This is a genomic window from Pseudomonas sp. TMB3-21 (assembly GCF_054898145.1).
Genome location: NZ_CM142718.1, coordinates 5,141,355 through 5,156,602, shown reverse-complemented (window position 1 = coordinate 5,156,602; position 15,248 = coordinate 5,141,355). Strand labels below are relative to the sequence as shown.

12 protein-coding genes and 1 other RNA gene are annotated in these 15,248 nt (G+C 59.9%); 9 read left to right on the top strand and 4 right to left on the bottom strand.

Translation table 11 applies throughout. From position 1 onward, the window contains the following. The first annotated feature begins 156 nt into the window (after positions 1-156). The 4 genes from zipA to ffs all read left to right on the top strand — a co-directional run bounded on the left by zipA (position 157) and on the right by ffs (position 5,471). Positions 157-1,008, top strand: coding sequence for a cell division protein ZipA (zipA, locus tag ACYZTS_RS23495; RefSeq protein WP_461992397.1), 852 nt, complete (start codon positions 157-159; stop codon positions 1,006-1,008). 230 nt (positions 1,009-1,238) lie between these two features. Continuing rightward, positions 1,239-3,596 carry an NAD-dependent DNA ligase LigA gene (ligA, locus tag ACYZTS_RS23490; protein WP_461992395.1) on the top strand — a complete coding sequence of 786 codons (2,358 nt, stop codon included), beginning with the start codon at positions 1,239-1,241 and terminating at the stop codon, positions 3,594-3,596. 279 nt (positions 3,597-3,875) lie between these two features. Then, the gene (locus ACYZTS_RS23485; protein ID WP_461992393.1) at positions 3,876-5,042 is read left to right on the top strand and encodes a zinc-binding metallopeptidase family protein; all 1,167 of its coding nucleotides are present in this window, start codon (positions 3,876-3,878) and stop codon (positions 5,040-5,042) included. Between the two features lie 332 nt (positions 5,043-5,374). Further along, an RNA gene (ffs, locus tag ACYZTS_RS23480) (signal recognition particle sRNA small type) lies at positions 5,375-5,471 on the top strand. A gap of 152 nt (positions 5,472-5,623) precedes the next feature. On the opposite strand, the gene ACYZTS_RS23475 is transcribed toward ffs, so the two are convergent. Next, positions 5,624-6,382, bottom strand: coding sequence for a substrate-binding periplasmic protein (locus ACYZTS_RS23475; RefSeq protein WP_461992392.1), 759 nt, complete (start codon positions 6,380-6,382; stop codon positions 5,624-5,626). Between the two features lie 142 nt (positions 6,383-6,524). Between ACYZTS_RS23475 and dnaX the strand changes: the two genes are divergently transcribed. From dnaX to ACYZTS_RS23450, 5 genes are all read left to right on the top strand, one after another. Further along, positions 6,525-8,594 (top strand): DNA polymerase III subunit gamma/tau, encoded by a 2,070-nt coding sequence (gene dnaX, locus ACYZTS_RS23470; RefSeq protein WP_461992390.1) that lies wholly within the window; start codon positions 6,525-6,527, stop codon positions 8,592-8,594. 65 nt (positions 8,595-8,659) lie between these two features. After that, complete coding sequence (locus ACYZTS_RS23465; RefSeq protein WP_461992388.1) at positions 8,660-8,998, top strand: YbaB/EbfC family nucleoid-associated protein; 339 nt, start codon at positions 8,660-8,662, stop codon at positions 8,996-8,998. Positions 8,999-9,175: 177 nt separating this feature from the next. Then, complete coding sequence (locus tag ACYZTS_RS23460; protein ID WP_461992387.1) at positions 9,176-10,210, top strand: NADP-dependent oxidoreductase; 1,035 nt, start codon at positions 9,176-9,178, stop codon at positions 10,208-10,210. 78 nt (positions 10,211-10,288) lie between these two features. Continuing rightward, positions 10,289-10,891, top strand: coding sequence for a recombination mediator RecR (recR, locus tag ACYZTS_RS23455; RefSeq protein ID WP_028621411.1), 603 nt, complete (start codon positions 10,289-10,291; stop codon positions 10,889-10,891). A gap of 182 nt (positions 10,892-11,073) precedes the next feature. After that, on the top strand, positions 11,074-12,222 hold the full coding sequence (locus ACYZTS_RS23450; RefSeq protein ID WP_461992385.1) for an acyl-CoA dehydrogenase family protein: 1,149 nt from the start codon (positions 11,074-11,076) through the stop codon (positions 12,220-12,222). 81 nt (positions 12,223-12,303) lie between these two features. On the opposite strand, the gene ACYZTS_RS23445 is transcribed toward ACYZTS_RS23450, so the two are convergent. From ACYZTS_RS23445 to hemN, 3 genes are all read right to left on the bottom strand, one after another. Continuing rightward, complete coding sequence (locus ACYZTS_RS23445; RefSeq protein ID WP_028621413.1) at positions 12,304-12,852, bottom strand: adenine phosphoribosyltransferase; 549 nt, start codon at positions 12,850-12,852, stop codon at positions 12,304-12,306. 79 nt (positions 12,853-12,931) lie between these two features. Further along, positions 12,932-13,666: a fumarate/nitrate reduction transcriptional regulator Fnr gene (gene fnr, locus ACYZTS_RS23440; protein ID WP_461992383.1), complete on the bottom strand. Its 735-nt coding sequence runs from the start codon at positions 13,664-13,666 to the stop codon at positions 12,932-12,934. A 94-nt stretch (positions 13,667-13,760) separates the two neighbouring features. Then, a complete protein-coding gene (hemN, locus tag ACYZTS_RS23435; protein ID WP_461996525.1) occupies positions 13,761-15,143 on the bottom strand; it encodes an oxygen-independent coproporphyrinogen III oxidase in 1,383 nt (460 codons plus the stop codon). Positions 15,144-15,248: the final 105 nt, after the last annotated feature.

The following is a 15,248-nucleotide window of genomic DNA, read 5'->3' as shown; positions in this document are numbered from 1 at the left end:
TGTAAAGTTGCCTTTGGTCGTGCTAGTTTAATGTCAATTTTTCGTATACGTGGGCAAAACGCCTGTCAGAACATAGAGTTGGCGCCACGTTTTAAAGCGGTTTGCGAGTTGTAAACCCCTTATTTTTCAGCATTTTTTATAGAGGCACGGGATTACATGGAAATCGGTCTGCGCGAGTGGCTGATCGTCATCGGCATTATTGTCATTGCCGGTATTCTTTTCGATGGCTGGCGCCGGATGCGCGGCGGCAAGGGAAAACTGAAATTTCGTCTCGACCGCAATTTGTCCAATCTGCCCGACGAGGACACCAGCGCCGAGCTGTTGGGCCCGCCCCGGGTACTGGATACCCACAAGGAGCCGCAGCTGGACGAGCACGATCTGCCGTCGGTAAGCATGCCTGCCCGGGAAACCCGTGAATCGGGTTCCAAGCGCGGCAAGCGCGGGCACGGTGAGCCTTCGCAAGGTGATTTGAATCTGAACCTGGATCTGGACGGCGGCCCAAGCTTCAGCAGTGCTGATGATTTCCCGGATGACACCAGACCGTCGCCATCGGCCAGTGACAGAGAGCAGCCGCAAGCTGAAGAAGTGCTGGTGATCAGTGTGATCTGCCGTGATGCGGCGGGCTTCAAGGGCCCAGCGCTGTTGCAGAACATTCTCGAAAGCGGCCTGCGTTTCGGCGAGATGGATATTTTCCATCGCCACGAAAGCATGGCCGGTAACGGCGAAGTGCTGTTCTCGATGGCCAATGCGGTCAAGCCCGGCGTATTCGATCTGGACGACATCGACCACTTCAGCACCCCGGCCGTGAGCTTCTTCCTCGGTCTGCCAGGCCCGCGTCATCCCAAGCAGGCTTTTGATGTGATGGTCGCCGCGGCACGTAAATTGTCGCAAGAATTGAACGGCGAGCTGAAGGATGACCAGCGCAGCGTTCTGACGGCTCAGACGATCGAGCATTACCGCCAGCGCATTGTTGAATTCGAGCGTCGTGCCCTGACCCAGAAGCGTTGATTCGACGGTTGGAACAGGCTTTTGTGGCGAGGGGGTTTACCTCCGTTGGGCTGCGAAGCGGCCCTAAAACCATCCAGCCCGGTCTGCCAGTTAAAGCGTGGTCGCGGTATTTACGACGACTACGCCGCCGAACGGGGGTAAACCCCCTCACCACAAAGTGCAAGCCATCAGGCTATCGTGATTTAAATTGAGCAGCCTCGGCTGCTCTTTTGCTTTATGAGAGAACACCCATGACCGCCGCCAAAACCCGCATTCTGGAACTGCGCGCTGAGCTGGATCAGCACAACTATCGCTATCACGTGCTGGACGAGCCGAGCATCCCGGACGCCGAGTACGACCGCTTGTTTCATGAGCTCAAGGCTCTGGAAGCGGCCAATCCCGAGCTGGTGACCAGCGATTCGCCGACCCAGCGCGTCGGTAGCGCGGCGCTGTCTGCGTTCACGCAAGTGCGCCATGAAGTGCCGATGCTAAGCCTCGGCAACGCCTTCGAAGAAACCGACATGCGCGAGTTCGATCGCCGGGTAACGGAAGGCCTCGATCTGCCGGTCGGGGATTTGCTCGGCGGCGGAGCGGCGGTGGAATACAGCTGCGAACCCAAGCTCGATGGCCTGGCGGTCAGCCTGCTGTATCAGGATGGCGTGCTGGTACGCGGCGCCACGCGTGGCGACGGCACCACCGGTGAAGACATCAGCGTCAACGTACGCACGGTGCGTAACATCCCGCTGAAACTGCAGGGCAGTGGCTGGCCGGCGACCCTCGAAGTGCGTGGCGAAGTGTTCATGTCCAAGGCCGGGTTCGAGCGTCTCAACGCCACGCAACTGGAAGTGGGCGGCAAAACCTTCGCCAACCCGCGCAATGCGGCGGCGGGGAGCTTGCGTCAGTTGGATTCGAAAATCACCGCCAACCGCCCGTTGGAATTCTGTTGCTACGGCATCGGCCAGATTTCCGCCGACATCGCCGACACCCATATCGGCAATCTCAAGCAGCTTCAGCAATGGGGCATGCCCATCAGCCGCGAGTTAAAACTTGCTCACGGCATCGACGAGTGCCTGGACTACTATCGCGACATCGGTTCACGCCGCAACGACCTGACCTATGAAATCGACGGTGTCGTATTCAAGGTCAACAGTATCGCGTCCCAGCGCGAACTCGGGTTCCGCGCCCGCGAACCGCGCTGGGCCATCGCCCACAAATTCCCGGCGATGGAAGAACTCACCGAGTTGCTCGACGTGGAATTCCAGGTCGGTCGTACCGGTGCGGTCACCCCCGTGGCCCGTTTGAAACCGGTAAAAGTGGCCGGCGTCACCGTGGCCAACGCGACCTTGCACAACATGGACGAAGTAGCACGCCTGGGCTTGATGATCGGCGACACGGTGATCATTCGCCGAGCGGGCGACGTGATTCCGCAAGTGGTGCAAGTGGTCACCGAGCGCCGCCCGGAAAACGCCCGGGCAGTGCAGATTCCCGAGCAATGCCCGGTGTGCGGCTCGCAAGTTGAGCGCACGCAACTGGTCAAGCGCAGCAAGGGTCGCGAGACCTTAAGCGAAGGGGCGGTGTATCGCTGCGTCGGCCGCCTGGCCTGCGGGGCGCAACTCAAGCAGGCAATCATTCACTTTGTCTCGCGCCGCGCGATGGACATCGAAGGTCTGGGCGACAAAAGCGTTGAGCAATTGGTCGACGAAGGTCTGGTGAGTTCGCCCGCCGATCTGTATGCCTTGAAGTTTGACGACATTGTCGAGCTGGAAGGGTTTGCCGAGCTGTCGAGCAAGAAGCTGCTCAGCGCCATCGAGGACAGCAAGAAGCCAAGTCTGGCGCGCTTTATTTACGCGCTCGGCATTCCTGATGTCGGCGAAGAAACGGCCAAAGTGCTGGCGCGCTCTCTGGGTTCGCTGGAGCGGGTTCAGCAAGCGCTGCCGCATGTGCTCACGTATCTGCCGGATGTGGGCCTGGAAGTGGCGCACGAGATTCACAGCTTTTTTGAGGAAGAGCACAACCAGCAGGTCATCAAGGATCTGCTCAGGCACGGTTTGCAGATTCAGGATCAGGGCGACCTGGGCGCCGAATTCGCGGCGAGCACCACGCTGGGCGGTTTCCTCGACAAATTGCACATTCCTTCGGTTGGGCCGGGCGGGGCGCAGAAACTGGCGGACCGCTTCGGTTCGCTGCAAGGCGTGTTCACCGCAGACTGGCTGGACATGCGTCAGGCCCTGCCGGAGAAACAGGCAAATTCCGTGCGAGAGTTTTTTGCGATCGCTGAAAACCGTCAACTCGCTGAAGCCGCCGAACAGCAGTTGCGCGATTTCGGCATGCATTGGCAGAGCGAGAAAAAAATCGTCGAAGGGTTGCCGTTGGCCGGACAGACCTGGGTGCTGACCGGTTCGCTGGAATTGATGAGCCGCGATGTCGCCAAGGACAAACTGGAAAGCCTCGGCGCCAAGGTCGCGGGCTCGGTCTCGGCCAAGACCCATTGCGTGGTGGCCGGGCCGGGCGCAGGTTCGAAGTTGACCAAGGCCAATGAGCTGGGGTTGAAGGTGCTGGATGAAGAGGCGTTTGTGGCGTTTTTGAGTTCGCACGGCATTACCGCGTGATGCCCGTCGCGAGCAGGCACGCTGCCACAGGTCGACAGTGTTTCTTCTGCGGAATGCGATCCACTGTGCGAGCGAGCCTGCTCGCGAAAGCGATATCAGCCGTCGCGCAGTAAACGGGAACGCTCGCTGCCACAGGTCGACAGTGTTTCTTCTGCGGAATGCGATCCACTGTGCGAGCGAGCCTGCTCGCGAAAGCGATATCAGCCGTCGCGCAGTAAGCGGGAACGATCTTGACAGGGTAATGATCTAGTCTTGGCAAGCCCCCAGGGAGAGATCGCCATGTACCGCTTCTTCGAACAGCTCAGCTCACGCATTGCCGCGCCTTTCATGGGCGAGCGTTCGCGCAACAGCAAGGTCTGGCAGTGCCGCTGCGGGCAGTCGCTGTTCTTTCCGAACACTCAATGCCTGGCCTGCCTGGCGATGTTGGGTTATCAGCCGCAGCACAGTCGCCTGTCGTCGCTGCAACCGGGTCCTCAGCCGGATACTTGGCGACTTGATGCCGAGCCTGAGGCCGGGATCTTCCGCCGTTGTGGCAATCTCGATTCCCCGGCCGCGTGTAACTGGTTATTGCCGGCCGATGATCATGAGGTGCTGTGCAGCGCCTGCCGCTTGAATCACACTATTCCTGATCTGACGATACTCGAAAACCACGAACGCTGGCGCAAAGTAGAAACGGCCAAGCGGCGTCTGGTTGCACAGCTGATCAGCCTCGGTTTGCAGGTTATTCCGAAAACCGTGGACGAGGCGGGTGGGCTCGCGTTCGATTTCATCGGCGTCGATCTGGAAGGTAAACCACCCACCACCGGCCATGCCAATGGCTTGATCACGCTCGACATCAAGGAAGCGGACGACGCCCATCGCGAGCAGGTGCGGGTGCAAATGCACGAACCGTATCGCACTTTACTCGGCCATTTTCGGCATGAGGTCGGGCATTATTACTGGGATCGCTTGATCGCCGGCAGCCAATGGCTGGAGCCGTTTCGCACGCTTTTCGGGGACGAGCGCGCCAGCTATGCCGACGCCCTGGAGCGGCATTATCAGCAGGGTGCACCGCTCGACTGGCAGACACGCTGCGTCAGCGAGTATGCGACCATGCACCCGTGGGAAGACTGGGCGGAAACCTGGGCTCACTACCTGCACATGATGGATGCTGTGGACACCGCGCTGGGCTTTGGCATGAGTGCGCGGGAAATGGATCTCGACTACCAACCATTTCCACCCAGCACGCTTTACGACCCCGAGCATCCGGGTGGCGCGGCGTTCCTGTCATTCGTCAACGCCTGGATCGAACTGGCCGGCATGCTCAACGAGTTGTCGCGCAGCATGGGCCAGCCGGATTTTTATCCGTTCGTTCTGCCGCCAGCCGTCATTGCCAAGCTGCATTTCATTCATCTGGTGATCCAGCAAGAGGGCGGCAGGGCAGATGAGGTGGTGCAAGACCTGTAACCTTCGCAAAATAACCCAAACCTGTAGCAGCTGCCGAAGGCTGCGTCCGGCTGCGCAGCAGTCGTAAACCCGGCGTTCACGGTCGGGCCGACAGTTCGCAGCGGCGGGTTTAACCGACTGCTGCGCAGCCGGACGCAGCCTCGCAGGCTCGACAGCTGCTACAGGGTGCGGTGATGCGCGGGAGCAACGTCGGCCACCCGGCCGCTGTTTTGCTTGATGTGCATGTCCTTGAACCCATTCATATTTTTTAATCTGCGCGAACGGTTGTAACTTCGTCTCAGACAGGTACAATGGCGCGGCTCGCCGTCAGGTGAGCGTCGTTATGGTGACCCCATCGGTCCCTCCGCAACGATTACCCGTGAACCTGGTCAGATCCGGAAGGAAGCAGCCACAGCGGGAACATTGTGTGCCGGGGTGTGGCTGGTGGGGTTGCCTCCATAACGCAACACGGATGTCTTTCGCGTTACCTACCCATTATTGTTTTCATGCTCTGCCAACGGACGCTGTCCGGGGCGGATTTTTTTTCGTCTGCGTTTTGTGACTCGCAATTGGAAATTGCAGCGCTGGCCCAACCCCGGGTCTTAGCGATTGGCCCCATCGACTGCGGGTTCTCCGCCGATGTATAGACGAATAATGTCATCAATTTCCCCGGACATTTTCATCCTCAACAGAGTGCGCAGAATTCGCTGTACCGGCACGTTCGGATCATTGCGCACAAAGCAGCCGACTTTCTGCACCTGCAATACCGCAACGCCTTGTAGTTGCTGTTCGGGCTGCAGGCGTTGGTTGAACCACTCCAGCGTCCACTGATTGCTCACCGCATATTGGTAACGCCCGGCCAGCAGTTTCTCCAGCACCTGCTCCTGATTGCGTGCGTCTTCCCGGAGCAGGCGCTCAGTATCGAACAGCGGTTGCAGGGTCGGGTAGCTGTAGCCGTGCACGGTGCCGATGGATTGTCGCGGCAAATCCGCCGTAACGATCGGTGTGGCTGACGCCTGCTTGCTGACCAGTAGATCCGGTTGGCTCCAGAGCAGAATGCTCCAGATGTAGTCGCCGGACTGATTCGGCAGCCATGACTGCGCGGCGTAGCAGCGAATATCGACCTCGCCGCGTTCCATGGCGTTTTGCACACGCGCCCGGGGCAATACATGAAATTGCGCCGGTGCGCCGACCTGGGTCGCGAGGCTGATCATGACGTCATGCAGGATGCCCTGGATTGGGCGGCCGCGTTCCAGTTGCACCATCGGCATCGCCCAACTGTCGGGCACCACGAAGCGCAGTGGCGGCTCGGCGGCGGCGCTCAGACTCATCAACAGCATTGCCCCCAAGGCCAGCCGCATAAACACTCCGATACAAATGAAAACCGAGCCGCGAGCGCCCGCAAAATGCATCTTAGCCAGAATAGACGAGCGCACCGGATGCAATTTTGCCCTTGCTCCGCTAGCATTAGCCGCTTCTGCTTTCCAGTGGCGACGGTTTTCGATGAGTTATCAGGTTCTTGCACGTAAATGGCGTCCGCGCTCGTTCCGCGAAATGGTCGGCCAGACCCATGTGCTCAAGGCTCTGATCAATGCCTTGGACAGCCAGCGGCTGCACCACGCTTACTTGTTCACCGGTACGCGCGGGGTGGGCAAGACCACGATTGCGCGGATTATTGCGAAATGCCTGAACTGTGAAACAGGTATCACTTCGACACCCTGCGGGGAGTGCTCGGTGTGCCGTGAAATCGATGAAGGCCGCTTTGTCGACCTGATCGAGATCGACGCCGCGAGCCGGACCAAGGTCGAGGACACCCGCGAGCTGCTCGACAATGTGCAATACGCCCCCAGCCGCGGGCGCTTCAAGGTCTACCTGATCGACGAAGTGCACATGCTGTCCAGCCACTCCTTCAATGCGCTGCTGAAAACCCTTGAAGAGCCGCCTCCCTACGTCAAATTCATCCTGGCAACCACCGACCCGCAGAAACTTCCCGCGACCATTCTCTCGCGGTGCCTGCAGTTCTCCCTGAAGAACATGACGCCAGAGCGCGTGGTCGAGCATTTGACCCACGTCCTCGGTGTGGAAAACGTGCCGTTCGAGGACGATGCGTTGTGGTTGCTGGGCCGCGCCGCCGATGGTTCGATGCGCGACGCCATGAGCCTGACCGACCAGGCGATCGCTTTCGGTGAAGGCAAGGTCCTGGCTGCCGATGTGCGGGCGATGCTTGGCACACTCGATCACGGCCAGGTCTATGACGTGCTGCACTCGTTGATTGAAGGCGACGCCAAGGCGTTGCTCGAAGCCGTCCGCCATCTGGCTGAACAGGGGCCGGACTGGAACGGCGTGCTCTCGGAAATTCTCAATGTGCTGCACCGGGTTGCCATCGCCCAGGCCTTGCCTGAAGGCGTCGACAATGGTCACGGTGACCGTGACCGGGTGCTGGCACTGGCCCAGGCGTTACCAGCCGAAGATGTACAGTTTTACTACCAGATGGGCCTGATCGGGCGCCGTGATTTGCCCTTGGCACCGGACCCTCGGGGTGGTTTCGAGATGGTCCTGCTACGGATGCTCGCGTTCCGCCCGGCAGACACGGCGGACGCCCCGAGGCAACCGCTAAAGCCAGTGGGGATCAGCCAGGCCACAGTTGATTCCGCAAACTCAGTGGCTGCCGCGCCTGTCGTCGCGCCGGTAGCCCCTATGGCGGCTGCACCCGTTGCGGAGAACACTCCGCCGAAGCCGAAGCCGGAGCCGGAGCCTGTGGCGACGGTCGCCGAACCGGAGCCCCTAGCGGAGCCGGTCGCGATCGAACCGGTTGTCGACCTGCCGTGGAATGACCCGGTCGAGCCCGAAGTGGTGCAGCAGGCGGCGGTCGAGCCCATGCTGGAAACCGCCGCCGAGCAGCCCGAATTGCCACCGATGCCGTTGCCAACCCCGGACAGTGTCGTGCCCGATGCCCCCGAGTGGGCTGCCGCGCCGATTCCGGAACCGTCTGTCGCCGAGGTCGATGCCGCCACGCCCGGCGTCGACCTTGATGACGAGCCGCCGCTGGATGAAGATTACATCGAGCCTGACATGGATTCGTCCTACAGCTACCTCGATGAGCTGGCCAGCGAGCACGCTGCCGAACCGACGCCGGAACCCGAACCTGAACCGGCCGCGATGCCGGCGACCGGTCTGGCGCTGCAATGGCTGGAGCTGTTCCCGAAATTGCCGATTTCCGGTATGACCGGCAGCATCGCCGCCAACTGCACGCTGATTTCCGTTGATGGCGACAATTGGTTGCTGCACCTGGATCCGGCTCATAGCGCTTTGTTCAACGCGACCCAGCAACGCCGTCTCAACGACGCGTTGAATCAATATCACGGGCGCACGCTGTCCCTGAGCATGGAGCTGATCAAGCCCGAGCAGGAAACTCCGGCTCAGGCAGCGTCTCGTCGACGTGTCGACCGTCAGCGCGAGGCCGAGGCGTCGATCCATGGTGATCCGTTCATCCAGCAAATGATGCAGCAGTTCGGTGCGGTCATCCGTAACGATACTATTGAACCTGTCGAAGCTCTGGTCAGTCAGGGCTAATAACTGAAGGCGTTCGGTCGCAGGGCCGGGCGCTGTTTTAATCCAAGTACTTTGAGGTGATTCCCATGATGAAAGGTGGCATGGCCGGCCTGATGAAGCAGGCACAGCAGATGCAGGAAAAGATGGCCAAAATGCAGGAAGAACTGGCCACCGCCGAAGTCACCGGTAAAGCCGGCGGCGATATGGTCACCGTGGTGATGACCGGTCGTCACGACGTCAAGCGTGTGAGCATCGACCCGAGCATGGTTGAAGGTCTGAGCGAGGATGACCGCGAGATGCTGGAAGCCGTGTTCGCCGCCGCCGTCAACGACGCGGTGCGCAAGATCGAAGCCAACAGCCAGGACAAAATGTCCGGCATGACCGCTGGCATGCAACTGCCGCCGGGGATGAAACTGCCATTCTGATTCGCCAACGCGGTTTGAATGAGCTACACAAAATGCCAGGCATCGCGCCTGGCATTTTTGTTTCTGGTGATGGGCGAAGAAGGCAACTCGCTCTCGGGCAGAAACATCGAACGCTGCCCCCCTGCAAAGGTCTGCTCCCTATACCGCCAATTTTCATCGATCACAGGAGACGCTCACATGCCAGACGCATTGACCCTCAACCAACGATTCGTATTGGCGTCCCGCCCGACAGGCGCGCCGACCCCGGAAAATTTCCGTCTGGAAAGGGAAGCCCTGCCTGATCTCGCCGATGGTCAGGTGTTGCTGAAGACCCTTTACTTGTCGCTCGACCCCTACATGCGCGGGCGTATGAGTGACGCTCCGTCCTACGCCGCACCGGTAGAAATCGGTGAAGTGATGACCGGCGGTGCTGTCAGCCGCGTCGAGCGCTCACTTAATCCGAAATTTCATGAAGGCGATCTGGTCGTCGGCGCGACGGGATGGCAGAGCCACAGCATCAGCGACGGGCGCGACATCATGCCGGTGCCGTCCGGACTGCCAAGCCCATCAATGGCGCTGGGTGTGTTGGGCATGCCCGGGATGACCGCGTACATGGGCCTGATGGACATCGGCCAACCGCAAGAAGGCGAAACCCTGGTCGTGGCCGCAGCGTCTGGCGCTGTCGGTTCGGTTGTCGGCCAAGTGGCGAAGATCAAGGGGCTGCGCGTGGTGGGCGTTGCCGGCGGCGCGGACAAATGCCGCTACGTGGTGGAAGAGCTGGGGTTCGACGCCTGTGTCGACCATAAGAGCGACAATTTCGCCGAAGAGCTCGCTCAAGCCTGCCCCGAGGGCATCGACATCTATTACGAAAATGTCGGCGGCAAGGTGTTCGACGCCGTTGTGCCATTGCTCAACGCCAAGGCACGCGTGCCGCTGTGCGGTTTGATCGCCTCCTACAATGCGCACGAAGCGCCGAGTGGTCCGGATCGCCTGCCGTTGCTGCAGCGCACATTGCTGACCAAGCGGGTACGCATTCAAGGCTTCATCGTCTTTGACGACTACGGCGATCGTCAGCCGGAATTCGTCAGCGCGATGGCGCCGTGGGTACGCGACGGCAAGGTCAAGTTCCGGGAGGACGTGGTCGATGGACTGGAGAACGCACCCGAGGCATTCATCGGTCTGCTGGAAGGACGCAACTTCGGCAAACTGGTGGTGCGGGTTGCTCAGGACTGAGTAATTGTCGCTGCTATTTGACGCTCATCAGAGGCGCGGGTATAAACCGCGTCTCGTTATGTTGTCGGATGTTTCCTCATGAGCTTCAGCCCTTTGATTCGTCAACTGATCGATTCCCTGCGAATTCTGCCGGGCGTGGGTCAGAAAACTGCCCAACGCATGGCATTGCAGCTGCTCGAGCGTGATCGCAGCGGTGGCTCGCGTCTGGCATCGGCGTTGAGCCAGGCCATGGAAGGGGTGGGCCACTGCCGTTTGTGCCGCACACTGACTGAAGATGATCTGTGCCCGCAATGCGCCGACACCCGTCGCGACGACACGTTGCTTTGTGTGGTGGAAGGGCCGATGGACGTTTATGCGGTGGAGCAGACCGGGTTCCGCGGTCGGTATTTCGTGTTGAAGGGCCACTTGTCGCCGCTGGACGGCCTTGGGCCGGAAGCGATTGGCATCCCGCAATTGCTCGAGCGCATTCAGCAAGCAGGCACGTTTACCGAAGTCATCCTCGCGACCAACCCGACGGTCGAAGGCGAAGCGACCGCACACTACATCGCCCAGTTGCTCAACAACAAAGGCCTGATCGCCTCACGCATCGCCCACGGCGTACCGCTGGGCGGCGAGTTGGAGTTGGTCGATGGCGGGACGCTGGCGCATTCATTTGCCGGGCGTAAGCCGATCGCCTTGTAATACTTGAAGTGACGCCATCGCGAGCAGGCTCGCTCCCACATTGTATTTAGCGTTCACAAAATTCCTGTGGGAGCGAGCCTGCTCGCGATGCAAGCAACTCGGTTCACCCGATTCACACAATCCTGTTGAAAACCAAGCAAGCGCTCGGTTAACTTCGCTGAACCCCTCAGTGGAGTTCGCCGATGCCTGCCTTTCAGGAATACTTCGATCCCGGCCACCAATTAGTCCGTGACAGCGTCAGACGTTTCGTCCAGCGCGAGATCCTTCCGGACATTGATCAGTGGGAAGAAGCCGAAAGCTTTCCCCGCGAGCTCTACCTCAAGGCTGGCGCAGCGGGCATTCTCGGCATTGGTTACCCGCAAGAGCTAGGCGGCAGCCACGAAGGTGACCTGTTTGCCAAGATCGCCGCCAGCGAAGAATTGCTGCGCTGCGGCTCCGGCGGCCTGGTCGCGGGCCTCGGCTCCCTGGACATCGGCCTGCCTCCCATCCTCAAATGGGCCCGTGCTGAAGTCCGCGAGCGAGTGGTGCCGGCCGTGCTGACCGGTGAAAAAATCAGCGCGCTGGCCATTACCGAACCCAGCGGCGGTTCCGACGTGGCCAATCTGCAAACCCGGGCCTTACGCGAAGGTGATTTTTACCGGGTCAGCGGCAGCAAAACCTTTATCACCAGCGGTGCGCGCGCTGATTTCTACACCGTCGCGGTGCGCACAGGCGCAACCGGTTTCGGTGGCATCAGCCTGTTGCTGATCGAAAAAGGCACGCCGGGTTTCACGGTCGGTCGGCAGTTGAAGAAAATGGGCTGGTGGGCGTCGGACACGGCTGAGTTGTTCTTCGACAATTGCCTGGTGCCTGTAGGCAATTTGATCGGCGCCGAGAACATGGGCTTCGCCTGCATCATGGGCAATTTCCAGAGCGAGCGCCTTGCCCTGGCACTGATGGCCAATATGACCGCGCAATTGGCGCTCGAAGAAAGCCTCAAGTGGGCCCGGCAGCGTGAAGCGTTCGGCAAGCCGATCGGCAAATTTCAAGTGCTGAAACATCGTCTCGCCGAGATGGCCACGGCGCTGGAAGTCTCGCGGGAGTTCACGTATCGCCAGGCGGCAAAAATGGCGGCGGGGCAGAGTGTGATCAAGGAAATTTCGATGGCCAAGAATTTCGCCACCGACACGGCCGACCGAATCACCCACGATGCGGTGCAGATTCTCGGTGGTCTGGGATACATGCGCGAAAGTCTGGTGGAGCGGCTTTACCGCGATAACCGGATTCTGTCGATCGGCGGAGGGACGCGGGAAGTGATGAACGAGATCATCAGCAAGCAGATGGGGCTTTAATTTCTGGGGTTGCAGGTATTGCTATCGTCGGAATGCCTGCTCTGGGCGGCATTCCGACGAAGAGGCCGGTACAGGCGCCGCTTATTTATCGGTCAACGCGAACTGCGTCAGGCAAAACGTCGGTATGCCCATATCCTGCAATCGCTGCGAACCGTTCAGCTCTGGCAGATCAATAATCGCGGCCGCCTCATGCACCCGCGCGCCCATACGTCGAATCAGGTTCGCTGCTGCAATCAGGGTGCCGCCGGTGGCGATCAGGTCATCGAACATCACCACAGAATCACCTTCGCACAGGCTGTCGGCGTGCACTTCGAGAAACGCTTCGCCGTACTCTGTCGCATAACCCTCAGCCAACACGTCGGCCGGCAGTTTGCCTTGCTTGCGGAACAGCACCAGCGGCTTGTTCAACTGATAGGCCAACACCGAGCCGATCAGAAAACCACGGGCATCCATGGCGCCGATGTGGGTGAAATCGGCCTCGACGTAGCGGTGCGCGAAACTGTCCATCACCAGGCGCAACGCTGTAGGCGATTGGAACAGCGGGGTGATGTCGCGGAAGATCACGCCGGGTTTCGGGAAATCGATCACGGGGCGGATCAGGGATTTGATGTCGAAGGAGTCGAAGACCATCGTCGAGGTGTCCTGGCAGGCTACAAACGACGCAGTATAACGGTGGCTGAACCGTTTCGCTCAGCCACCATCCATCAGATCAACTATCGATGGCGCCGCCCGCGAGCGCGCACAGCTGAATCGGGTCGAGAATGTGGATTTCCTTGCCCTCGGCCGCAATCAGCTCATTCTGCTGAAATCGCGTGAAAACCCGGGACACGGTTTCCACCGCCAGGCCCAGATAATTGCCGATTTCATTGCGCGACATGCTCAAACGAAACTGGTTGGCCGAGAAGCCGCGAGCCCGGAAGCGCGCCGACAGGTTGACTAGAAAAGTGGCGATGCGCTCGTCGGCAGTCTTTTTAGACAGCAGCAGCATCATTTGCTGGTCGTCGCGAATTTCCCGACTCATCACGCGCATCAATTGCCGGCGCAGTTGGGGCAACTGCAGCGCAAGTTCGTCCAGGCGTTCGAAGGGGATTTCACACACCGAAGTGGTTTCCAGCGCTTGCGCTGAGACCGGGTGCCTTTCAGTGTCCATGCCCGACAGCCCGACCAGCTCACTCGGCAAATGAAAACCGGTGAGCTGTTCTTCACCGCCGTCGCTCAGGCCGAAGGTTTTTAAGGCGCCCGAGCGGACGGCATAAACCGCTTCGAAAACGTCGCCCTGGCGGAACAGGAATTCGCCTTTTTTCAGCGGGCGACCGCGCTTGACGATTTCGTCCAGCGCATCCATGTCTTCCAGATTCAGTGACAGTGGCAGGCAGAGGGGGGCGAGACTGCAATCCTTGCAATGGGCCTGGGTGTGAGCACGCAATTTGACTGGCTCAGACATTTCTTCAATCCTTGTGGGAAAAACACACATAAGACGTAAGGGTAACCCACGACAGGACATTCAGGCCAGCTTGCGGCGATTTTGCCTTAGGCATTCAAATCACTCGGGAAAACCGCTGGCGGTGCTGTTGCTCCAGGTACGCGTCGAACACCATGCACACGGAACGGACCAATAGCCGGCCGGCGGGCAGCACGGTGATTTTTTCGTTATCGAGTTCGATCAGGCCATCGCTGGCCATGCCTTGCAATTGCGGCCACAGCGCGCCGAAGTAGCCGCGAAAATCGATGTTGAAGGCATGTTCAATGTCGGCAAATTCCAGATGGAACGTGCAGATCAACTGCTGGATGACCGCGCGGCGCAGGCGGTCATCGGCGTTGCATACCAGGCCGCGATGGGTCGCCAGTTGCGCCGAACCCACGGCGTTCTGGTAGTGATTCAGGTCACTGCTGTTCTGACAGTACAGATCGCCTATCTGACTGATCGCTGAAACTCCCAGGCCGATCAGGTCGCAATGACCGTGGGTGGTGTAGCCCTGGAAATTGCGTTGCAGGGTGGATTCTTCCTGAGCAATTGCCAGCTCATCGTCGGGCAGCGCGAAATGGTCCATGCCGATGTAGCGGTAGCCGGCGGCGGTCAGCTGCTCGATGGTGCGCTGAAGGATTTCCAGTTTTTGCGCCGCGGTCGGCAGCTCGTGGCTGTGAATGCGCCGTTGCGGCATGAAGCGTTCCGGCAGGTGCGCGTAGTTGAACACTGACAAGCGGTCGGGTTGCAGGCTGATGACTTCTTCGACTGTGCGGGCGAAGTTGTCCGGAGTCTGTTTCGGCAGGCCGTAGATCAGATCGATGTTGATCGAGCGAAACTGCAGGGTTCGCGCAGCATCAATCACTGCACGGGTTTCTTCGAGGCTTTGCAGGCGGTTGACCGCGCGCTGCACCGCTGGGTCCAGATCCTGCAGGCCAATGCTGACCCGGTTGAAACCCAGTTCCCGCAGCAGGCCCATGGTCGACCAGTCGGCCTCCCGGGGGTCGATCTCAATACCGTAATCGCCGGAGTCGTCGTCCAGCAAGTTGAAGCTTTTGCGCAGTCGGGCCATCAGCTGGCGCAGTTCATCGTGGCTCAGAAAGGTTGGCGTGCCGCCGCCGAAGTGCAATTGCTCGACCTTTTGCGCCGGGTCGAGATGACAGCCAATCAACTGAATTTCCTGCTCGAGACGTTGCAGGTAGGGCAAGGCGCGTCCGCGATCCTTGGTGATGACTTTGTTGCACGCACAGTAGTAGCAAATGTTCGCGCAGAACGGCACATGCACGTACAGCGACAGCGGCCGCTGGGCCTTGCGGCTTTCGCGCAGAGCGTGGAAAAGGTCGAAAGTGCCGACGTGGCTGTCGAACTGCACGGCCGTCGGATAGGAGGTATAGCGCGGTCCCGCCAGGTCGTATCGGCGGATCAGATCGGTGTCCCAACGAATGGCGTCGAGCATCATGCGGGCGTTCCCCGGATAGGCTGGCAGTGTCAGCCAGTCTATGAGGCAGGCGCTCGGGACGTGTTGATTTGCATCAAGGGAGCGCCGACCTGTAGCAGCTGC